The 22,381-nt window shown below is 40.5% G+C and carries 19 protein-coding genes; all 19 read right to left on the bottom strand.

All coding sequences use genetic code 11. The features are described from left to right. Nucleotides 1-8: 8 nt before the first annotated feature. The 19 genes from tdh to ACOT8F_RS02255 all read right to left on the bottom strand — a co-directional run bounded on the left by tdh (nt 9) and on the right by ACOT8F_RS02255 (nt 22,345). The gene (gene tdh, locus ACOT8F_RS02345; protein ID WP_421649934.1) at nt 9-1,049 is read right to left on the bottom strand and encodes an L-threonine 3-dehydrogenase; all 1,041 of its coding nucleotides are present in this window, start codon (nt 1,047-1,049) and stop codon (nt 9-11) included. 237 nt (nt 1,050-1,286) lie between these two features. After that, nucleotides 1,287-1,664, bottom strand: coding sequence for a hypothetical protein (locus ACOT8F_RS02340; protein ID WP_421649933.1), 378 nt, complete (start codon nt 1,662-1,664; stop codon nt 1,287-1,289). A gap of 112 nt (nt 1,665-1,776) precedes the next feature. Further along, nucleotides 1,777-2,643, bottom strand: coding sequence for a 2-oxoacid:ferredoxin oxidoreductase subunit beta (locus tag ACOT8F_RS02335; RefSeq protein ID WP_421649932.1), 867 nt, complete (start codon nt 2,641-2,643; stop codon nt 1,777-1,779). Continuing rightward, nucleotides 2,644-4,380 carry a 2-oxoacid:acceptor oxidoreductase subunit alpha gene (locus ACOT8F_RS02330; RefSeq protein WP_421649931.1) on the bottom strand — a complete coding sequence of 579 codons (1,737 nt, stop codon included), beginning with the start codon at nt 4,378-4,380 and terminating at the stop codon, nt 2,644-2,646. 61 nt (nt 4,381-4,441) lie between these two features. Beyond that, nucleotides 4,442-5,365, bottom strand: a complete 924-nt coding sequence (locus ACOT8F_RS02325; RefSeq protein WP_421649930.1) for a dipeptidase — start codon at nt 5,363-5,365, stop codon at nt 4,442-4,444. 79 nt (nt 5,366-5,444) lie between these two features. Beyond that, complete coding sequence (spoVS, locus tag ACOT8F_RS02320) at nt 5,445-5,705, bottom strand: stage V sporulation protein SpoVS (protein ID WP_075685568.1); 261 nt, start codon at nt 5,703-5,705, stop codon at nt 5,445-5,447. A 200-nt stretch (nt 5,706-5,905) separates the two neighbouring features. After that, nucleotides 5,906-6,700, bottom strand: a complete 795-nt coding sequence (locus ACOT8F_RS02315) for a TIGR00282 family metallophosphoesterase (RefSeq protein ID WP_421649929.1) — start codon at nt 6,698-6,700, stop codon at nt 5,906-5,908. A gap of 300 nt (nt 6,701-7,000) precedes the next feature. Next, on the bottom strand, nt 7,001-8,563 hold the full coding sequence (gene rny / locus ACOT8F_RS02310; protein WP_421649928.1) for a ribonuclease Y: 1,563 nt from the start codon (nt 8,561-8,563) through the stop codon (nt 7,001-7,003). A gap of 552 nt (nt 8,564-9,115) precedes the next feature. Further along, nucleotides 9,116-10,162, bottom strand: a complete 1,047-nt coding sequence (recA, locus tag ACOT8F_RS02305) for a recombinase RecA (RefSeq protein ID WP_421649927.1) — start codon at nt 10,160-10,162, stop codon at nt 9,116-9,118. A 227-nt stretch (nt 10,163-10,389) separates the two neighbouring features. Next, on the bottom strand, nt 10,390-11,640 hold the full coding sequence (locus ACOT8F_RS02300; protein WP_421649926.1) for a competence/damage-inducible protein A: 1,251 nt from the start codon (nt 11,638-11,640) through the stop codon (nt 10,390-10,392). A gap of 11 nt (nt 11,641-11,651) precedes the next feature. Then, on the bottom strand, nt 11,652-12,230 hold the full coding sequence (pgsA, locus tag ACOT8F_RS02295; RefSeq protein ID WP_421649925.1) for a CDP-diacylglycerol--glycerol-3-phosphate 3-phosphatidyltransferase: 579 nt from the start codon (nt 12,228-12,230) through the stop codon (nt 11,652-11,654). Nucleotides 12,231-12,422: 192 nt separating this feature from the next. Continuing rightward, the gene (locus ACOT8F_RS02290) at nt 12,423-13,289 is read right to left on the bottom strand and encodes a helix-turn-helix domain-containing protein (RefSeq protein ID WP_421649924.1); all 867 of its coding nucleotides are present in this window, start codon (nt 13,287-13,289) and stop codon (nt 12,423-12,425) included. A gap of 18 nt (nt 13,290-13,307) precedes the next feature. Then, nucleotides 13,308-14,099 carry a DUF3388 domain-containing protein gene (locus tag ACOT8F_RS02285; RefSeq protein ID WP_421649923.1) on the bottom strand — a complete coding sequence of 264 codons (792 nt, stop codon included), beginning with the start codon at nt 14,097-14,099 and terminating at the stop codon, nt 13,308-13,310. A gap of 310 nt (nt 14,100-14,409) precedes the next feature. After that, nucleotides 14,410-14,667, bottom strand: a complete 258-nt coding sequence (locus ACOT8F_RS02280) for a DUF3243 domain-containing protein (protein ID WP_421649922.1) — start codon at nt 14,665-14,667, stop codon at nt 14,410-14,412. Between the two features lie 199 nt (nt 14,668-14,866). Then, on the bottom strand, nt 14,867-15,592 hold the full coding sequence (ymfI, locus tag ACOT8F_RS02275; protein WP_421649921.1) for an elongation factor P 5-aminopentanone reductase: 726 nt from the start codon (nt 15,590-15,592) through the stop codon (nt 14,867-14,869). Nucleotides 15,593-15,804: 212 nt separating this feature from the next. Then, nucleotides 15,805-17,091, bottom strand: a complete 1,287-nt coding sequence (gene yfmH, locus ACOT8F_RS02270; RefSeq protein WP_421649920.1) for an EF-P 5-aminopentanol modification-associated protein YfmH — start codon at nt 17,089-17,091, stop codon at nt 15,805-15,807. Then, complete coding sequence (gene yfmF, locus ACOT8F_RS02265) at nt 17,088-18,371, bottom strand: EF-P 5-aminopentanol modification-associated protein YfmF (protein ID WP_421649919.1); 1,284 nt, start codon at nt 18,369-18,371, stop codon at nt 17,088-17,090. Before yfmF ends, yfmH begins: the two co-directional genes overlap by 4 nt. Before the next feature lie 417 nt (nt 18,372-18,788). Next, on the bottom strand, nt 18,789-21,887 hold the full coding sequence (locus ACOT8F_RS02260) for an efflux RND transporter permease subunit (protein WP_421649918.1): 3,099 nt from the start codon (nt 21,885-21,887) through the stop codon (nt 18,789-18,791). Further along, nucleotides 21,884-22,345: a MarR family winged helix-turn-helix transcriptional regulator gene (locus tag ACOT8F_RS02255; protein WP_421649917.1), complete on the bottom strand. Its 462-nt coding sequence runs from the start codon at nt 22,343-22,345 to the stop codon at nt 21,884-21,886. Before ACOT8F_RS02255 ends, ACOT8F_RS02260 begins: the two co-directional genes overlap by 4 nt. Between the last annotated feature and the right edge of the window lie 36 nt (nt 22,346-22,381).

Here is a 22,381-nt window from a genome sequence, read left to right as displayed (position 1 = left end):
CAGTATTTTTAAGGATGCAATACAACTTTTCCGCATTTTCCCTGGATCATTAAGTCAAAGCCTTTATCGAATTCTTCCAGCGAAAAATGATGCGTAATCATCGGTTTCACATCTACCTGCCCTGATTTAAGCAGTCTTGAAACCTGTTCCCACGTTTCATACATTTTGCGTCCCGTAATCCCCTGGACCGTCACGCCTTTAAAAACAATGTCGTTTGTAACATCTATCACTACAGGACGGACAGGAAGACTTAAGATCGACACGCGTCCGCCGTTTGTAACCATTTTAAAGCCCTGATCCATGGCAGCAGGGTGACCGGACATTTCACACACTACGTCAACACCGTTTCCATCCGTCAGACGGTCAATGGCTTGAAGAGGATCATCATTCTTTGAATTAATAATAACAGTTGCACCCATTTGTTTGGCAAGGTCCAAACGGTAATCATTTAAGTCAAGCGCGATGACTTCTGATGCACCGGCTGCTTTTGCCACTCCGACTGCCATGATTCCAATGGGTCCGCATCCAATAACAGCTACTGTTTTTCCAGCTGCATCTCCTGAGAGGACAGTATGAACAGCATTGCCCATTGGTTCTTGGACTGATGCCACATCAAAAGGCATATCCGCAGGATTTTTCCAAAGGTTTCCTGCCGGGAGGGCTACATATTCTGCGAAGCAGCCATTTGTATCAACGCCAATGATTTTCGTGTTTTTGCATATATGGTACTTTCCAGTCAGACATTGAGGACATTCTCCGCATACAATATGAGTTTCAGCCGAAACAGCATCGCCAACCTTAACATTTGTCACATTGGACCCTATTTCCACTACTTCCCCTGAGAATTCATGCCCGAACACATAAGGTGGATTTACACGGCTTTGTGACCATTCATCCCACGAATAAATGTGGACATCTGTTCCGCAGATAGAAGTAGCTTTTACTTTTATTAATACTTCATTTTCATTGATTTCAGGAATATTGACCATTTGCAGCTCAGCACCAAAACCTCTGTGGTGCTTTACAACCGCTTTCATTTTTCCATTCACAAAAAACACTCCTTTTTGAACAAAAGCTACTAATCTATTACAGAATATCATTCGTTCAAAAAGAAGTAAATAAGCGCTTCCATTGGAGGCGGACACTTGATCTTCTGCGGCAAAAAGACAAAAGTTTTTTTCATTGAATGCCCGCTTGCTGGGAAAAGAGTTAAACTAAAAAAGGACTTCCATTGATTCAACGGAAGTTCTAAAAAATAGCTATAGAAAAATTTTAGGCTTGTTTGATCACGGGCTGATGAAATACCTTTTGGCATATATCGTATACACCAGTATAATAATTGACCAAGCAAGATTGCCTGTGAAAATTTTTTCATTATGAGCTAACGAAAGAAAAAGACTGATCACCCCAAAAAGAGCAGAATGACCAATCATTAACCAAAATCCCCATGTCTTTAAATTTTTATATCCATAAGCCATAATCAAAGAAGCCAGTCCTACTAAGATCCTCATAATCCGTTCAGGAAAATGAGGCAAGCCGAATCTTGCAGCTATGCCGATTGGATTGGCATCTGCATCAAAAAAAATGGCAGTTAAAATCAAGACACATGCACCGAATAAATAAAAATAACTTATTAAGGTAACACCTAAAGGCCTTTTCACCATCCAGCCCCGCTTCTCATTCTAATAGGTTCTCTAATTTAGATATTTTCCAAATAGATTGTATTTTGTCATAAGAAAAGCGGCACCAACTGCCGCCGCAAAAAATAGGATTGATTTACATGAATTCTGCAGTAAGAGACTGAAACATTCCTTCGCTCATCATGAGATCTGCGTTAGATAGAGGCTCTTTACTGTAGCCATGAACGAGATCCTGATAGGATTCCTTATGTTTATTTTGATAGATTAGCCCGGTTAATAGACCGTCATACTCCATTACAGCCTGCATAGCCTGCATCCTGTCAGATGGATTATATCCCTCAAGGGATGAGAGCTTTGTCAGATTTCCCTTAAACCATTCATACGTATTAATTTTATTATAGGTGACACAAGGGCTGAACACATTAATAAATGAGAAACCATTGTGATTGAGCCCTTGTTCGATTAAGGATGTTAATTCCTTTAAATCGGTTGAGAAGCTTTGAGCGACAAAGGTTGCTCCTGCTGATATGGCCATTTCCAAAATAGATAAGGATGATTCAATTGAGCCCTTTGGGGTGCTTTTTGTAACAAACCCGGAATCGCTTCGCGGGGAGGTCTGCCCCTTTGTTAAACCGTAAACCTGGTTATCCATTACGATATACGTAATATCAATATTCCTTCTGATGGCATGAATGGTATGTCCCATTCCAATAGCAAAACCGTCGCCATCACCTCCTGAAGCTATTACTGTCAGATCTCTGTTGGCCATTTTGACGCCCTGTGCAATTGGAAGCGACCGTCCATGAATTCCATGAAACCCGTAGGAGTTGATATAGCCGGATATTCTTCCTGAACAGCCTATGCCTGAAATAACAGCAAGCTGATGCGGCTCAAGTCCTGTATTAGCAGCCGCCCGCTGGATCGCCGCCTGAACGGAAAAATCCCCGCAGCCAGGGCACCAGTTCGGTTTGACAGTATTTCGAAATTCTTTTAATGTAGCCATTTACAGCAGCTCCTTGCTTTTAGCATATACTTCGCCAGGCAAAAAAGGATTGCCTTCATATTTTAATAAGCTGTGAATTTTTTCTGCGAATCCCGCATTCATTTTGATCAGGTTAGCCAGCTGCCCTGTTGCATTATTTTCGACAACGATAACTTTTTTGGCTTTAGTCAATAGCGGCAAAAGCTCATCAGCCGGGAATGGATGCAAGAGCCGAATATGAGCATGGCTTGTCTTTAAACCGTCACTTTCCAGTCTGGCAATGGCTTCTTCAATGGCACCGCGTGTTGAATTAAATCCGACGAAGAGGACATCTGTTTTTTTATGATTATCCTGAACGTAAACCGGTTGTTTAAATTGAATGGATTTCAGCTTTCTCAGCCGTTTATTCATTTGGACGATTCTGTTTCCTGCGCCCTCTGAAGGCTTTCCGGTTTCATCATGCTCAACGCCAGTAACGTGATGCAAGCCGCCCTTCATACCAGGAAGAACCCTTGTCGATATGCCGTCCACCGTATCTTCATACCTTCTGAACTGGCTCTTCTCATCCCGGCCAGCGATTTCTGCTTCAGAGATAAGGCTGCCGCGGCGAATTTCTATTTTATTGTATTCCAGCGGTTCAACGGACTGCTTCCCAAGTGATAGCTGCAAATCAGATAAAAGAATGACTGGACATTGGTATTCCTCTGCAAGATTAAAGGCTTCAATGGTATCGTAGAAAGCTTCCTGCACAGTACTTGGGGCTATAACGATCTTTGGAATTTCTCCATGCGTCCCGTAAATCATGGCCATTAAATCAGATTGCTCCTGTTTTGTCGGAAGCCCTGTACTTGGTCCGCCTCTTTGTGTATCCACAATGACAAGAGGGGTTTCTGTAATTCCAGAAAGTCCGATTGCTTCCATCATGAGTGATAATCCAGGGCCTGCTGAGGCTGTAAAAGAACGGGTGCCTGCATAATTCGCACCGATCGCCATTGTGCAAGCAGCTATTTCATCTTCGGTTTGGACAACTGTACCGCCGAAACCGGGAAGCTTTTTAATCAAATATTCCATAATTTCTGAAGCAGGAGTAATCGGGTAAGCTGCCATAAACCGCGCACCGCCGGCAAGAGCTCCTAAAGCGATGGCGTCATTTCCAATCATAAACATGCGTCTTTTTCCATCTGCTTTATCCAGGTAAAGATCTGTTCTTTCATAGCCGCATTCATTCTTCAAATAATCGGCGCCTTTTCTGATGGCTTCCATATTGTTCTCAACCACTTTTTGGCCCTTTCTTCCGTAGGTTTCCATCACCACTTCATGAAATGCTTCGGGATCAATGTCCAATATCGTGCTTGATGCTCCGATTGCAACCATGTTTTTCATTAATGATGTTCCGATTTCTGCTGCCATTTCAGTAAAGGGAATGGAATAGAGCGTTACATGCTCGTCATTTGGAATGGCCGGATTGAATTTAGCATCAGCCAGAATAATTCCGCCTCTTTGCAGCTCATCAAAATTAACATCGATTGTTTCTTGATCAAACGCCACCAAAATATTCAGGTCATCTGAAACAGACCGGACCTCATGCGTACTTACCCTTATTTTATTGTTTGTATGGCCCCCTTTAATTCTGGAAGAAAAGTGCCGGTAACCGTATAAAAAATAGCCTAGCCGATTTAAGGCAGCTGCAAATACCTCTCCTGTTGATTCGATCCCTTCCCCTTGCTGGCCGCCTACTTTCCAAGAAAGCTGCTTCATCTTCTAATGCCTCCTACATCTCTTTTTAATCACGCTAAATCATACTGATTTTTCAGTTTTTTCAAACCGGCAATCTCTCTGCAAAGTTATGATAAAGAAATCTCTCAACCAATTTTTCGGGATATCTCTTAACAAGCTCATTTATTATGAAACTGTACCCTGTGTAGTTTTCCAATCCCTGAATAACATGATCAACTCCATCAAAATCTGAACCAAAGCCTAAATGCATGCTTCCTCCAAGAGAACAGATATAATCTATATGATTGAGCAAGTCTTTTATTTCAGGCTGTTTTCCTTGCCGTGTGAATTCAGGTACAAACGTGACACCAACTGCCCCGTTTTTTTGAAAAATAGCTTTCAGCTGTTCATCTCTTAAATTTCTTGGGTGCGGACATAGCTTATATACATTGGAATGAGAGGCGATAGGATGAGATGCTTTTTCTATCGCATCCCAAAAGCTTTTCTCATTCAAATGGGATAAATCTGTCCAAACCCCTAATGAATTGAAGGTTTGTATTAATTCAAAACCAAGCTCTGACAAGCCTGCATTTCTTGTTTCACGAGCTCCGTCTGCAAAATAATTGGCATAGTTCCACGTGATGCCGAAGCTTCTTATTCCCATTTGATAAAGGATTGAAGACAAGTACACCTGATTGCCGAGAGGAGCACAGCCTTCCAGAGTTAACAGCGCTCCAATTTGCCCTGGCAAAAGAGCAGAAGCTTCCTCTTTGCCTGTTATTTGTTTGATTTCAGGATATCCTTTCAGAATTTTTGTATGAAACAAGTGGATCTGAGTGAGCACTGCATTAAATTTTTCACCTTGCGGCAAATGATCCGGAACATATATAGCAAAACATTGGACTCTCGCATTTTGTGATTGCAAGTTTTTGATGGATGCATGCAAATTAGGATCATCATAAACATTAATAGAAGGATTTTTCCATAATTTATAGAGCAAATCGCAATGGGCATCAAATATGTGCACAGTAAACCTCCCTTGATGGGCTTTTTGCGGCATTAAAAAACAACCTGTACGCCGAATGCAGCAGACAGGTTGCTTCATATTATCGAGGCTCTATAATCAGCTTGATCGCTGTACGCTCTTCACCGTCAATTTTGATATCCGTAAAAGCAGGAATGCAGATTAGATCCACGCCACTAGGTGCTACAAATCCTCTTGCAATCGCTACTGCTTTTACCGCTTGGTTAAGCGCGCCTGCCCCAATCGCTTGAATTTCAGCGGCACCTCGCTCACGCAAAACTCCTGCGAGCGCACCGGCAACGGAATTTGGATTAGATTTAGCTGAAACTTTTAATATTTCCATTTGTGGTTCCCCCTTATTCTTTACCATGAATCGTCTAGAGTCCGTTGGAACAATCGTTAGTAGATATTGTTTAAAAAGCCCATCCCCTATATTCTTTTTAAACGCTATTGGCTAATCATTCCATTGATACTATATTCACTAGTGAAGAGGGGTATTCCTGCCTGAAATGTGTTTTTTTCAAAAAATTCAAACAGAAACAACTATTCAAAAAACATATGGTCATCATTGATTTGAATTCTTTTAATACTTTTTCCGGTTCCTGTTTTCGCATCAAGTTCTATGATGACACCGTTCAGCTGAGCTCTGCCTTCTGCCATTTCAAATCTGACTGGAAGACTTGTTAGAAATCTTTTAATGACTGCCTCTTTATTAACACCGAGAATTCCATCGTATGGCCCTGTCATGCCCACATCTGAAATATAGGCTGTTCCTTTTGGAAGAATCCTTTCATCTGCCGTTTGTACATGAGTATGCGTTCCTACTACAGCTGAAACTCTTCCATCAAGATACAAGCCGATCGCTTGCTTTTCACTTGTTGCCTCACCGTGGAAATCAACAAAAATGTAGGGAGTGCGCTTTTTCGCTTCCTCTATCAGCTCATCCCCTTTCCGAAACGGGCAGTCGATTGGAGGAAGAAAGGTTCTGCCCTGCAAATTAATAACAGCTACTTCTTTGCCTCCGCTCTTAAAATAATATATTCCTTTGCCGGGCGTGCCTTCCGGGAAATTAGCAGGACGGATCAAATTAGGAGTATCATCAATAAACTCGAAGATTTCTTTTTTATCCCAAGTATGGTTGCCCATTGTTACAACATGCGTGCCTGCTTCTATAAATTCTCTAAAAAGCTTTTCCGTGAGCCCTTTTCCATGTGCCGCATTTTCTCCGTTAACAATAATGACATTGGGATGGTACTTTGTTTTTAATTTTGGTAAATATTGCTTGATCATATCTCTTCCTGCTGATCCGACAACATCCCCTATAAACAAAATTTTCATGTAAGCAGCCCTTTCTGCTGTATATTTGTTATCGCTCTTTTTTACTATTCTTTGGTTAGGTAAAGGAATTAAAGAGCTGCATCAGTATATTAAAAAGTATCTCTCTTACTTGTAAAGCATAGTACATAATCACTGTTTTTTAGGCACTTATCTTTAGATTGTAGTATACACACTTCAAAGTAATTCTCTATTTTCCTTATGGAAACGGTACTAATAGTTTTGCACAACTGGAGACAAAAATAAAGCAGCGTGAAATCACGCTGCTTTATTATTTATTTTGCTAAAACCTGAGCCCGCTAGTTACTTAGCATATTCTACTGCTCTGGTTTCGCGAATAACGGTCACTTTAATGTGTCCAGGGTAATCCAGTTCTTCTTCAATGCGTTTACGAATATCACGGGCTAAGCGATGTGCTTCCAGATCATCGATAGAATCAGGCTTAACCATAATCCGGACTTCTCGGCCTGCCTGAATAGCAAATGATTTTTCTACACCCTCATAGGATTCTGAAATCTCTTCCAGTTTTTCCAGACGGCGAATGTAGTTTTCAAGTGTTTCACTGCGGGCACCAGGCCGTGCTGCTGATAAAGCATCAGCTGCAGCAACCAATACAGAGATAATGGATGTAGGTTCCTGATCACCATGGTGAGATGCAATACTATTGATTACAACAGGGTGTTCCTTGTATTTAGTAGCAAGTTCAACCCCAATCTCTACATGGCTGCCTTCTACTTCATGGTCAATTGCTTTCCCAATATCGTGGAGCAAGCCTGCGCGTTTAGCCAATGTAGTGTCTTCTCCCAATTCCGCAGCCATCAGGCCGGAAAGGAAGGCAACCTCCATGGAATGCTTCAGAACGTTTTGGCCATAACTTGTCCGGAATTTCAATCGTCCAAGTATCTTAATTAAATCAGGATGGAGCCCATGAACGCCTACTTCAAAAGTAGTTTGTTCACCAACCTCACGAATGAATTCATCGACTTCCCTGCGGGATTTTTCAACCATTTCTTCAATACGGGCTGGGTGAATTCGTCCATCTTGCACTAGCTTATCAAGGGCGATTCTTGCAGTTTCACGGCGAATCGGATCAAATCCTGATAAAATGACTGCTTCAGGGGTATCATCAATGATCAGATCAATTCCCGTGAGCGTTTCCAGAGTACGGATGTTTCTTCCTTCCCTTCCGATGATTCTGCCTTTCATCTCATCGTTTGGAAGATTAACAACTGAAACCGTTGTTTCCGCTACATGGTCAGCTGCACAGCGCTGGATGGCCAGAGACAAGATTTCCTTTGCCTTCTTATCGGCTTCCTCTTTCGCACGATTTTCGCTTTCTTTTACTTGAATAGCGATATCATGGGAGAGTTCGTTTTCTACCCTGTCGAGGATGAATTGTTTCGCTTCATCTCTCGTCAAGCCTGAAATGCGTTCGATTTCGGATTGTTGCTTCCGAACCATCTCGTCCACTTTGCTTTCCATCTCTTCAATATGTTGTTGTCTTTCAGACAGGGAATCTTCACGTTTTTCAAGCATTAATTCACGCTTCTCAAGCGTTTCATCTTTGCGGTCAAGATTCTCTTCTTTTTGTAATAAGCGGTTTTCCTGTTTTTGAAGCTCGTTTCGGCGTTCACGAAGATCTTGTTCAGTCTCAGTACGAAGCTTATGGATCTCATCTTTAGCTTCCAATAGAGCTTCTTTCTTTGCTGCCTCTGCTTCACGCTTCGCATCTTCAAGAATTTGCTCTGCGGCATTTCGCGCCCCGGCAATTTTCGCTTCGGCAATCGATTTACGAACAAAATAGCCAACAACTACACCGACGATTAGGCCAAGCAAAATGGAGATGATTAGAGTGGCATCCATCATTTCACCTCCTCTTGCTATGAACTTTTTTCTTGCTAGATTAACATGTCGGCATGTACATTGTTCAAATAGGTCTCAATATACTGCACAAGGTTTTAAGGAATGATTTTAGTTATTAGCTAAAGGCAAATAAGAGATTGCTTTAGCCAAAATCATTTTAAAAAAGCTGTAAAATAATACTAATATTAAAGCAGGATATACAATCTCATTGTAAAGGTGTGAAAATCTATTGTCAAGCCCGCCATCTAGGCGTTTCCGAAGGGTATGGCGTTTGACTTTCAAATCTTTGTAAACGGCTTTAAAAAAGCTAGTTCCTCATCATCTCATATAGAATGCCAAAGTTCTTATCTTTACTTCTTTTTCATCAGCAAACCAATCAGGAAGGAGGGAATGAAAAGAAAAGATGATCACCTATAGAATCATACTGCGATACCTGTCCTGCAAATCAATCAGCTTAGTAATCCGCTTCCTTGCAAGTACAAATTTCGGAACTTCTCCACAAAAAAGAGGCGTTTGTTTACGCCTCTTTTTGTGATTTTGATAGAATATCTCGGCTTATTCGTCAAGAAGTTCAAATTGATCAGCATCTTCTTCTTCAGCGCCAGCATTTACCGGGTTATCTAGACCGTAATGCTCTCTTATCTGAAGCTGAATTTCTTTGCGGCGTTCTGCATTCTCTTTTAGAAATTGCTTGGCATTTTCCCGTCCTTGTCCAAGTCTTTCCTCCTTGTAAGAGTACCAAGAACCGCTTTTCTGAACAATATCTAAGTCTGTTCCAAGATCAATAATTTCGCCTTCTCTGGAAATGCCTTCTCCGTACATAATGTCAACTTCAGCTGTTCTGAATGGTGGAGCTACCTTATTCTTAACAACTTTCAGCTTAGTTTTATTGCCGACAACATCATTTCCCTGCTTCAGCTGCTCTGCGCGGCGGACTTCAAGACGCACGGAAGAATAGAATTTCAGAGCCCGTCCTCCTGGAGTCGTTTCCGGATTTCCGAACATAACTCCAACTTTTTCACGAATTTGGTTAATAAAGATGGCAATCGTCTTGGATTTGTTAATAGCACCGGACAGCTTTCTCAATGCCTGAGACATAAGGCGGGCCTGCAAACCGACATGGGAGTCACCCATTTCACCCTCAATCTCCGCTTTAGGAACAAGAGCTGCAACAGAGTCAATAACCACAATATCAACAGCACCGCTTCGGACAAGCGCTTCAGCAATTTCAAGTGCCTGCTCGCCTGTATCAGGCTGAGATAAAAGCAGTTCATCAATATTGACACCAAGCTTTTGCGCATATTCCGGATCAAGAGCATGCTCAGCATCGATGAATGCTGCTTGTCCTCCATTAGCCTGAACTTCTGCAATGGCATGAAGTGCAACTGTTGTTTTACCTGAACTTTCAGGCCCATATATTTCTACAACCCTGCCGCGCGGATAGCCGCCTATTCCAAGAGCAACATCCAATGCGAGTGAACCGCTCGGTACGGTTGAAATCTTTCTATCTGTTTGTTCCCCTAATTTCATAATGGAACCTTTACCAAATTGCTTTTCTATTTGTTTAAGCGCCATGTCAAGGGCAGCTTGACGATCGTTCATTAAAGTTCCTCCTTTTGTTTAACAACCTATCCTTACTATACCTTGTTTTATAGCGTTTGCCAAGAAAAAAATCGAACATTCATTCGATTGTTTTTTGTCTTTTCGTTTGATGAAAATGAACTACCATTATAGGAATCTCAAATTTTATCCATTAAAAAGTCTTTAAAAAAATATTTCGCTAAATGGAATGGTGATTACCTTAACCTAAACATCAAAAAGCTGACAAGTCAGCTTTTTGATTTCAATAATTGCAGTAAATAATAGCATCCGTATTTAACGGTCCGTTTCCTGATACCATCTCTGTTCCCTGCAAGATTTAATAGATAGGTTTTGGTTTCTTTTCCGTTTATAGCAATTCCAATGTATACTGTTCCGACAGGTTTATCTTCCATTGCGACAGGTCCAGCCTCCCCTGTAAACCCGATTCCGATATCACTTCCTGTGATCATCCGGATATTTTCTGCCAGTTCACGTGCACATTGATCACTGACAGCTCCTTCGTTTTCAAGCGTTTCTGGTCTAACCTTTACCAATTTTTCTTTGATTTCAGTTGAATAGCACACGATTCCGCCAAGCAGAACGGAACTCGTCCCCTTGCAGGCAGTCATCTGTTCGGAAAATAATCCGCCCGTCAAACTTTCAGCAGCTGAAATAGTGAGCTTTTGATCCAGTAATACCTTTACTAGTTCCTGCATGATCGATGTATCCTCATATCCGTACAGGTAAGCACCGGCTCTTTCTTTCACCTTTTCTTCTAATCCGTTTAAAAGCTGAATAGCCGTCGTTTCCTCTGCATGTTTTGCAGTAAGCCTTAGAGTAACCTCACCGTCTCCGGCATATGGAGCAATGGTCGGGTTTGTCTGGCCTTCTATTAAGTCTTCAATATCTGTTTCAAGCTGAGATTCGCCGATTCCAAAAAAGCGCAATACTCTTGAAATAATTTTATCCTGTTCACCAAGGGCATCCATAATATAAGGCTTTCCGTGATTTAAGAACATCGGCTGAAGTTCTGACGGAGGGCCAGGAAACATCATATAGATCCGTTCATTCTTTTTCAAAACCATGCCAGGGGCCATTCCATATTCGTTCTTCAGCACTTGAGCTCCTTTTAGCACGAGCGCCTGCTTTTTGTTGTTTTCAGACATCGTTCTTTTTGAGCGTTTATAGTACTCTTCGATATAGGTCATTGCATCCTGATCTGTTACTAATTCAGTACCAAGCACCTTGGCAAGGGTTTCTTTCGTCAAATCATCCTTTGTTGGTCCAAGACCGCCTGTGAAAATAATAATATTAGCACGCTCTTCAGCAATGCGGATGGTTTCTTCAAGTCTTTTATGGTTGTCTCCAACTACTGTATGATGATAGACATTTACTCCAAGTTCAGCTAGCTGCTGGGATAAAAACTGAGCATTTGTATTGGCAATTTGTCCAAGAAGCAGCTCAGATCCGACAGCTATAATCTCTGTTTTCGTTTGCATTTTTTTACCCCCTATTTTGAATTAAGAAAGGCTTTTTTATTTTTAGCGAAATAATCCCATCCGGATACAATCGTGAAAATGACAGCAATCCATAAGAAGATTTGAGCAAATGGAATGGAAAGATATTCAAATGGAAGATTATGAAGTAATAAAGCAGCAACGGCAATAATCTGTGTCCAAGTTTTAATTTTCCCCAGCATATTTGCGGCAATAACCTCTCCTTCACCTGCAACGATCAGGCGCAGACCGGTAACAGCAAATTCCCTGCTGATGATAATAATGACCATCCAAGCTGGAGCTAGCCCAAACTCTACAAGTATAATTAGCGCTGCTGAAACTAGCAATTTATCCGCAAGCGGATCCAAAAATTTTCCAAGGTTTGTCACAAGGTTATACTTCCGGGCATAATAGCCGTCAACCCAGTCGGTTACAGAAGCAATGATAAATAAAATAGCTCCTGCAAGGTGAGAAACTGGCAGGACGGTTCCGGCCGCCTTAATTGTTCCCCAATGAAAATCAGCGAGCATGATCACCATAAATACTGGAATAAGCAAAATGCGCGAGATTGTAATCTTATTTGGTAAATTCATGTCTTTTCCTCCATGTGTAAGGCAAAATATTCGGTTATTTCCTCACAAGGCTTCATTTGCTCTTTTCTGGTTCTAAAAGAAAAGTCATCTTATCGATGACTTTTCTTTTTAGATCGTGAAAATTAAAGGGGATTCTATTCTTAACATTCCCATAAAAAAGGATAGATATGGATGCTTAAGAAAATAACCCTGTTACTTTAATACAATTTTAAGTTTCTGGAATGTTTGTTTTGCCGGATCTATGCCATATGTAAAGGCTTCGCCGTTTAATTTAATATCAGTGTACTTGGCATTCCCGATTGTGACAGTAGCCCCTTTGTTCCCTGTCAGGTCCTGCACTTTTGCAGACCCTTTTTTCAATGTTCCCTGAAATACCTGTTTGCCTTTTTCATCCTGAATGCTAATCCAGGAATTCTTACTGGCAGTAAGACTAATAGCAAGTTTGTCAGTACCTGACAGCTCATAGGTAGCAGTGCGCTTCAGTTTATTTTTAACCGTAACGGTTTGCTTTGGCTGTTTACTTTCAGGATTAACGGCTGCTGATTTCTTCTTCGTATCACTAGCTTGCGCTGGCTTAGTTTCCTTTTTAACAGAGGAATCCACTTTGTAATCAGAACTGATATTTTGCTCTGAAGTGCTTGTCTTCTTAGCAGGATGGCTGTCTGAGCTGTTTTGCTTCCATACCCAAATGATAACAGCCACTGCAATGATGATGGCAATAATAAGAATCTTTGGTAGAATATCAATTACTTTTGATGCGGAATCTGGAAGCTCCTTCCTTGTTTGAACTCTTGACAGCTGTTCAGGAAGAGCATCTTGGTTGGCTGCAGGAACTTCATTTTTGTACTCCTCAAAGATCATTTCCGGATCAAGGCCAACCGCCTCGGCGTATTGCTTGATAAACGCCCTTACATAAAACTTTCCTGGTATACTGCTGTAATTGCCTTCTTCAATTCCAACAAGGTACCTTTTTTGAATTTTTGTCGTGGTCTGCAAATCATCGAGAGTCAGGTTCTTCTCTTCTCTTGCACTTCTAAGCCGATTCCCTAGTTCACTCAAGCAAAACACCTTCCAATGCTAAAAATCGAATCCAGAAAAATCCGATCGGTTAAAAATCTGCGGTTCTTCGGCATCCTCATAGGTTATCTCCTCATCTGGACTGTTACGCAATTCAATAATATAGTCAAAATCCTCCAGGGTATACTCTGTGTTTTGAACGAACATATCAGGATGCTCCACAACTTTTGTCGCTGACAGCCTCATGATTTCACGAACTAGCTGCAAATGCCTCTCAGTACCTCTGCGGGTAGATACAATACCGTCGATAATAAAAAGATTGTCTACACTGTATTCATCAGCAATAAGCTGGCTTCGCAGCGTCTGTTTCAGAAGTGTGGAAGAAACAAAAAGCCATCTTTTGTTAGCATTAACACTTGCCGCTACAATAGATTCTGTCTTTCCAACTCTAGGCATTCCGCGAATACCGATTAGTTTGTGCCCTTCCATCTTATATAATTCAGCCATAAAATCAACGAGCAATCCTAATTCATCGCGAACAAAGCGAAACGTTTTTTTATCATCCGCATCACGCTGAATGTATCGTCCATGGCGAACCGCCAAACGGTCCCTGAGCTTTGGTTTCCTGAGTTTCGTAACAATAATTGTATCCATGGTATGTAAGATCGACTCAAGCCGTCTGATTTGATCGTTGTGCTCACATTTTAATAATAATCCGCGTCTGGAGTCTTCTACCCCATTAATTGTCACAATATTTATTGAAAGCATTCCCAATAGGGAAGATATGTCACCTAATAGCCCTGGCCGGTTTTTCTGGATTTCATATTCAAAGTACCATTCTTCCTTTGCCAAAGAGGGTCCCTCCTTCACTTAAAGCAAGTGTACCTATAAAACTATAATAAAACATTTTAATAGAAGTTAAAAGAATTATTCCCTAAACCGTTAAAAGAAGGAAAACCCCTTGGATGCCCTGCTCGAAATCCTTGCTATAAAAATAGGCTTTTTCCAGAGTGATTGTTGCTTTTTATAGTCACACTCATGAAGATTAGCCTATTGACTACTTTTCTTAAAATTTTGCAGATGTATCCTTTTTCTGAATTAAATTTTAAAAACAACCAAATTTAAGAAAAGAGCCTAAAAAAAAGAGAGGAAATCCTCTCTTTTAATGACTGCCGTTATTTTTTACAAGCTTAACCATCATATTAGCAATAGCATGCTGTTCTTCAGGTGATGCTACGCTCCATAGATCAGAAAGGATTCTTTCCTGTTCATTTTTTGCATCCACTTTGTCAGCTAAATAACCGCCGATTTCGTAAGCAATATTTGAAACAGCGCTAGTATCCATGCCTTTTTCTTCTGCAGAGTTTAGACGGTCGCCAAGGAAACTTTTCCAATCATCCCAATTGTTTAATACAGACATTAAAAACTCCTCCTTTTACATAGGTACACAGTTATTGTTTCAGTATGGAGCAGTTTTTATGCACACATTTTTTTAATCATTTTTATGAGTATACCTGCCAGCTAAACGAAAATCCATGAAACTAATTTTAATACGTTTTTTAAACCCATACGAATAATAACAAGCTTAGCGAAAACCGCCTTTTATCCTGATGAACTTTTCAGCAATGCCACCCGCCATTAACAGAGAGAATTTGTCCTGTTATGTAAGATGCTTTTTTTGATGCAAGAAAGGCTATACTTTCTGCTATTTCCGCAGGCTCAGCCAGTCTTCCCAGAGGAATTTCCTCGATAAGCGCTTCTTTTTCTTCAGCTGAAAAAGAAGCGAGCATGTTTGTGCTGACTGCTCCCGGCGCAATCGCATTTACTCGAATGCCGCTTGGAGCCGTTTCCTTTGCGAGGGCCTTCACGAAAGAATTCTGTCCGCCTTTTACCATTGAATAGAGCACTTCGCAGGAAGCCCCTGTAATTCCCCATATAGAAGAGATCACAATAATGGAGCCAGCCTTTTTTCGAATCATCGATGGAAGCAGATGCTTCGTGATAATATACGGGCTCGTTACATTTAAATAAACCATCTTTTGAATTTCTGATTCCTTTATATCGGTCATTAATCCATAAAAGCCAGTCCCGCTGTTCAGCACCAATAATTCTATCTCATCTGAGATCTTTGAAATCAGTCCAGCGGTGCCTTCTTCTGAAGAAAGGTCTGCTTGTATCCCTTTTGCGTCAACGCCTAATTCCCTGCATTCCTTGATTAATGCTTGAAGTTTTTCTTCCCCAGTGTAGCAATGAAGGTAAAGGCTGTACCCTTCCATCGCCAATTTCCTTGCAGCAGCGCTTCCTATTCCTCCGCTTGCCCCGGTAATCAATGCATATTTTCCCATCTTTTTCTCCCTCATCAGATAGCTCTTTTCTTAAACTTTGGTGCTTTTTCATCTAAATAATATCCATCTGGACAATTATATAGCTGAAAATTTTAAGAAAAGATGCCCCTAAGCTAATTTTCATGCGTTTTCACCCTCATACGAATAGCAGCAATCTTTGCGAAAACAGAATTAAATAAAGCTGGTCTTTTTGAGACCAGCCCGTTTTTACTCTATTTTGGGACCACTTTGCACACAGTTAAATACTTTTCATCAATCATTTCCTTCATAACAGCATCGATTCTTTCCTTGCTCAATTCCTCCAGAGCCGGAACGACATCAAACAAGTTCATATCATTAAAAGCATAGCGTGTAAACTGATTAGCAATGTATTCAGGTGAATTAACCGCTCTTAAAAAGGCACCGATTCTTTTTTTCTTCGCAATTTCGAGTAAATCCTCACCAACACCTTCATTCTTTGCCTGCAGGAGAATATCGGTGATTTTTTCAGCAAGCTGATCAGGGTTTTCAGTGTCTCCACCTATCATGGCAAATCCGAAGCTCGCTTCTTCTGTATAATCATAACTGAACGTATCGTCGATTAAACCCTTTTCATAAAGCTCATGGTAGTGCTTTGAACTTTTTCCGAAAAGGATATCCAGCACCAAATTGACTGCCAGCTCGTTATCAAGGAGCTCCTTCCCTGATCTGCCCGTTTTAGAAGCCTTGATGCCCACAAGACATTTGGAGGATTGAACATTCATCGGAATGGTTTCCTGTTTTTTTTCTGCCTCTTTCGGCTCTTCAACGATGTTCCGTTTGATCTCTGTTTGTTCTTTAAATTCTTTTTTAGCCTGATTGTCTCTGATTTGCTTCAGAATAGCTTCTGCATCAACCGGACCGACAATGAATAATGCCATATTGGATGGGTGATAAAATGTGTGGTAGCACTCATAAAGCAAATCTTTCGTGATTTTTGAAATCGATTCAATGGTCCCTGCGATGTCTATTTTAACAGGATGCTTTTGGTACATATTTTGAATTAATCCAAAATAAAGCCTCCAGTCAGGATTATCATCATACATGTTAATTTCCTGACCGATGATGCCCTTCTCCTTTTCAACTGTTTTCTCTGTGAAATAAGGATCCTGGACAAAATCGACAAGTGTTTCCAGGTTTTTTTCAACATCGGAAGTGCTTGAAAACAAGTAAGCCGTTCTTGTAAAAGATGTGAAAGCATTGGCAGATGCGCCCTGCTTTGAAAACTGCTGAAATACATCACCATCTTCTTTTTCAAAAAGCTTGTGTTCAAGGAAATGGGCAATGCCATCTGGCACCCGCTTCATCTCTTGTTCTCCGATCGGCACAAATTCATTATCTATGGAACCGTAGTTTGTCGTAAAAGTAGCATATGTTTTATTAAATCCTTTTTTAGGAAGAACATATACTCTTAAACCTGTTGGCATTTTTTCAAAATACAGCTCTTCCTGCAACTGATCAAAGTAAATAGGTTTTGTCATTGTTGACCCCCCGTTCCTTTAAGGAAATAGATCGTATCGAGTTCAATCTGCTCTCCGACAGCGAGGATTTCCTCTTTCGTCACGTTTTCTATTCCATCAAGCAGTTCTTCAAAAGAACGTTCAATGCCGCCTACAGTGTTCTGGTAAAGAATTTCAGCTGTACCGTAAGAAGTATCGATTGTTTCAAGAAACTGATTTTTTATTACAGCTTTTGTTTGGGAAAGTTCATGCTCTGTGAAATCTCCCTTTTTCATTGCTTCCATTTGTTCTTTTATAATGGTGACAGCCTGTTCAAAATTCTTTACTTCAACTCCCGACATAACCATTAAAAGCCCTTTATGGCTCTCGATCCTTGAAGCCGCATAATAAGCGAGACTCGCTTTTTCACGCACATTGATAAAAAGCTTTGAATGTGAAAAACCTCCATAAATTCCGTTAAATACTTGCAGGGCATAGTATCCTTTATCTTTATAGGTGCAATTGGTTCTATAGCCTATATTCAATTTCCCTTGCTTGACATCCTGTTCTTCCGTAACCTCATTAACCTCTTTACTTTCCTTTGTTTCTTTCTCTCTTTCAGGAATTGTGTGAGAATTAGCAGAGAAAGCAAAATATTGGTTTACATATTTTTCAACTTGTTTTTCCTCTACATCTCCAATGATATAAAAATCCATCTTATCTTCTTTTAAAGCTTTTTGGTAATAGGAAAATAAGTTTTCAGGATTGATCTTTTCAATTTCTTCAATCTCTCCGTTTACGTGAAGAGCGTATTTTTCTCCCTTGCACATTTCCTGTACAAGACGAAGATTGGAATACCTCATTTTGTCATCATAAACTGCCTGAATACGCTGCTTCAGTGTCCGTTTTTCCTGATCAACGAATTCCTTTTTAAACGCGTTTCCATCAATGACAGGTTTTAAAATGATCTCAGAAAGCATTTTTACAGCTTCTTCAAGAAGGGGAGTTCCTTCAGACAAAAATTTTTCATTTGCTACTTCCATTCTGAAAGTCATAATGTGGTTTTCGCCCTTTTTTGTTAAATCAGCCGATAGTGTTGCTCCATAAAGCTCATCAAGATGTTTCCGAAACTGTGAAGTGGCTGGATGACTCTCTGTACCTCTCTGCAGCACGTATGGGAGCAATGCCCGGAAGGTGACATTTTCCTTTTCAAGGGGTGCAAGCATTTTAAAAATCAATGTATTGGTTTTGTATTTATCTGTTTTAACGGTATGTACGGTCAAACCGCCAACTTCCGTTTTTTGTTCATTAATGAAAGACATAGATACCCTCCTCTTTTTTTCGGAACCCGACTATTTTAATTGTGCCCTAAATGGCTTTTTTGTTAGGCACTTTTTTTAAACTTTGTTGCTTTTTCATCGAAATAAATACATTCCTAACAAAATGGCAACACCGAATTTTAAGAAAAGATGCCATGAAAATTATCTCCATGCGAATTCAGACTAGCATCGGGGCATCTTTTCTTAAGGTTTTTGCCATCCCAATGGTTTCGAAGCCTTTGTCAACATTCATGATAGTAATTATATCAAGTGGCAGAACAATTAGGAAATCAGAAGCAATTTTGGAGAAATTGGAAATAATTATAAAGCTTTACTCAATATACGGTGCCAATTTCTTTTTACGAATCGTTAGTATAAAAAAAGGAAAACTCATTAATAACCTTGAGTTTTCCTTTATTATCATAATTTTTTCATAAATGGCCACCAGTTGGCTTTGTCAAATGTTCTCGCCATTACCGGAATAAAAAACGGGAGCATCAGGAAGCAGTATATAAATAGCCCAGTTAAAATAAGCGTTGCAATTTGCAGAAGAGACAATACGCCAGAAGGCAGCATAGCGCCGAAAGTTCCTGCTAAAATAATAACTGCCGAAAGGATAACTGTACCCATGTTATTCATTGCACGGATCATTGCAGATTTAACATCCATGTCTCTGTACTCGTTAAATCGGTCCATTAAAAAGATCGAATAGTCGACCCCAAGGGCCATCAATATAACAAATCCGAAGAATGGAACAGCCCAGTTAACTCCAGCATAATGAAGCAGATCCACGAAAATAAATTCAAGTATGGCTGCTGCCGAGTAGTAAGTAATAAACAGTGATCCTACAATATAAATTGGCATTATAAAAGACCTGAGCAATATAGCCAATATAATAAAAATGGCTGCGAGCATAAATAAGACGGTGCGGTTATAATCTGAATCAGATATAGACTTTAGATCTGCGTAAGTGCTAGAAACGCCAGATACACCAAATGCTGCATTTTCCAAATCAGTGCCTTTAACAGCCCTATGAACGGATTCTTCCGCCGTTTTCATTTTATCTAAAGCAGCATTTGAATAAGGATTAACCTTTAAAACAATATCCATTGTTGTTACTTTATAATCCGGGGACATGTAATGGTTAAACACCTGTTTAAAATCAGTATTTTTCAATGCAGCATCTGGAAGGTGCCATCCGCTTGTATCAGCATTTTTGTCATTTGAAAGTTCTTTTAAATAAGATTGCGCGCTGTTTATACCGCCTGAAATTTTGGTCAGTCCGTTAACACTTGAATCAAGACCTTTTGTTAAAGCCGTCAGCTGGTCGGCAAATGGTGAAATACCTTCTTTAAGCTGCTCCTGTCCAAATGCAATTTTACCAGCACCCTTTTCAAGATCGGGCATTTTTTCAATCACTTGCTTTTGCCCGCTTGCTGCCAGATTTAGCCCATTTGAGAGCTGGTCAAGACCGTTTTCAAGCTGACCAAGTCCTGCCTGAAATTTCACCTGCCCGTTCACAACCATATCAAGCCCATTATTAGCTTTGTTCAGTTCAGGCAGAGCGCCATTAAGTGCGGTATTTAAACCTTTCATGTATAAAGTGGTGTCTTGATAACCTTTTAATAGTTCTTTCATGGAATCTGAAATTGACTTCCATTCAGGATTAGCTTTCGAATTGGCTTCAACGGCCGTTTGCAGTTTTGAGAAATTTTCATTTAATGTGCCGTAAGAGTCATTGATTTGGCCGTAGCCTTTTGAAAGCTTCGCCAATCCTGTTTGTGCGGCTTTATAGCCGTTCAGCAATTTTTCTCCATTATCAGCAAGCAGTTTAGCACTTTTTTGAGCTTCTGCTACTTGCTTTTGAATTTCTCCTGCTCCTTTAGAGCCGTCCTCAACGCCTCCATTGATTTTCTGCAGTGCATCCTGCAATTGATGGACTCCTGTTTTCAAGCTCGTTGTACCTGTAATCAGCTGATCAATTCCTGAATTAACTTCCTTCAGCTTCGGGGCTGAAGTGGATAATTGATCAGATGCCTTACCAAGCCCCTGACCGATATCCTTAATTCCTGTGTTTCCTTTTCCTAATCCATCATCAAGGCTTTGTGCCTGATTGGACACAAGAAGTTCTTTTGGCTGGTCGCCTAATGGCCGTGTCGCGCTTCGAACTTTATCAACGCCGTCCATTTTATCAAGTTCCCGGCTGATTTTTTCAATTACTGCCAGTCTCTCACTCGTGTTCAGCGGCTGATCATCCTGAATTACAACTTTAGCAGGAAGTGATTCCCCCGGTCCGAAGCTTTTTGAAATCAGATTGAACGCTTTGACAGATTCATATTTATCTCCTATTTCATCCAATGAATTAAATGAAAGAGAACCATCATATTTAATCAGTGCCGGTGCAAGCAAAACGGCAACAATTCCGAGTGCAGCAAGCGGTCTTTTAAAGGAGAACGTTCCCGCCCATTTGAATAACCTGCTTTCCGAATGACTAAGATTGCCCTTAATAGGCCAAAATAACAAATTCCCGAGTACAGCCATAAAAAAAGGGACAACGGTCAAGAGTGCTGCTAAAAGAAACGCGATGCCAACAGCAACAGCAACAGCCGACTGATATAGTTTAAATGTGGCAAACCCGATCGAAGCAAAACCTGCAAACACGGCGAGACCGCTGAAAATAACCGTTCTTCCTGCTGTTTTAAACGTTTGCACAATCGCTTCATACTTTTCTAAACCGTTGGCAAGCTCTTCTTTAAAACGGCTAAGCAGCAGGATACAATAATCTGTACCAATTCCAAATAATACCGCGACCATGAAAATTTGGGTAAATGTTGATAGCGGAAAGTTAAACTTGTCAACGAGAAATGCCACGACAGCCTGGCTTGACATGTAAGCTAACCCTACCGTTACAAGCGGAACCAAAGGGGCAATAATGGAACGGAATACGAGAACGAGAACGACAAGAATGAAAATAAGGGTAATAAACTCTGTCTTTTTCAGCCCATCCTGAGAACTTTGGACAACATCCGCGTCAATGAGCTTGCTGCCTGTCATATAATGCTCAACCTTATATTCATCGATGACTTTATTAATAGCACTTTTTCTTTTTTCAATGGATTCAGTGCTTTCTTTTAAGGTCAAAGCAGTAAGAATCGTTTTATTATCTTTTGAGACAAACTGATTCTTCAATTCCTTTTGAGTAAAGTGGGAGTTAACGGTCTTAATTCCAAGTTTTTCCTTTTTCTCATTCAGTCTGTTAACCGCTTTCTTAATATTTTTTATTTCCCCGCTGCTGAGTCCCTTTTCATCATGAAAAACGACAGCTATTGAAGGTCCATCCTCTTTAGACATTTTATTGAGCAAATCATTGGCAAGCGAAGAAGAATAGCCTGCAGGAACAGACACTTGGCCTTTTTCTTTCACCAAATTCCCCATATTCGGTGCTGTAAGCATTAAGAAGATAACAGCAATGATCCATCCTATTAAGATAGGATACCGCGCTTTAATAACCCATCTCACTGTATTGCATCCTCCTCATTCTTTTCTTGAATCCTGCTGTAGATCTTTTCGTAAACCGATAAAAAAGTCTCAATCTCCTCTTCACTTAATACATTGAGATAGGAAGAAACAAAATGTTCGATTTGCTGTTCTCCTTTTTCAAACACGGCATGCCCTTTTTCTGTACTTGCCAAAAATACTCCCCGCCGGTCAGATTCATCTCTAGTTCTATCAACAAATCCCTTTGCAACCAGTCTGTCAATCATTGCTGTTGTGGCGCTTTTATTCACTCCGCAAACCTCTGAAAGCTCAGAAGACCGGCATTTGCTGTGATTAATGATGTAACGAAGCACCTGGTATTGCTCGATTGTAAGCTCCTCCAGGACTTTTTCTGAAATCATGGTGGAAACCCGTTTCATGGCAAAAAGATAAACTTCCTCATACCTTCGGATAAACTGTTTTAACTTTTCCTTCTGCAAAATAGTTCACCCCTTTAACTGTTCAATACATAAACT

The sequence above is a fragment of the Chryseobacillus diguaensis genome (genome assembly GCF_049220665.1).
Classification (GTDB): Bacteria; Bacillota; Bacilli; order Bacillales; family Bacillaceae; genus Metabacillus_B.
The sequence above is the reverse complement of the archived record's forward strand: the minus strand, read 5'-3'. Positions and strand labels throughout refer to the sequence as shown.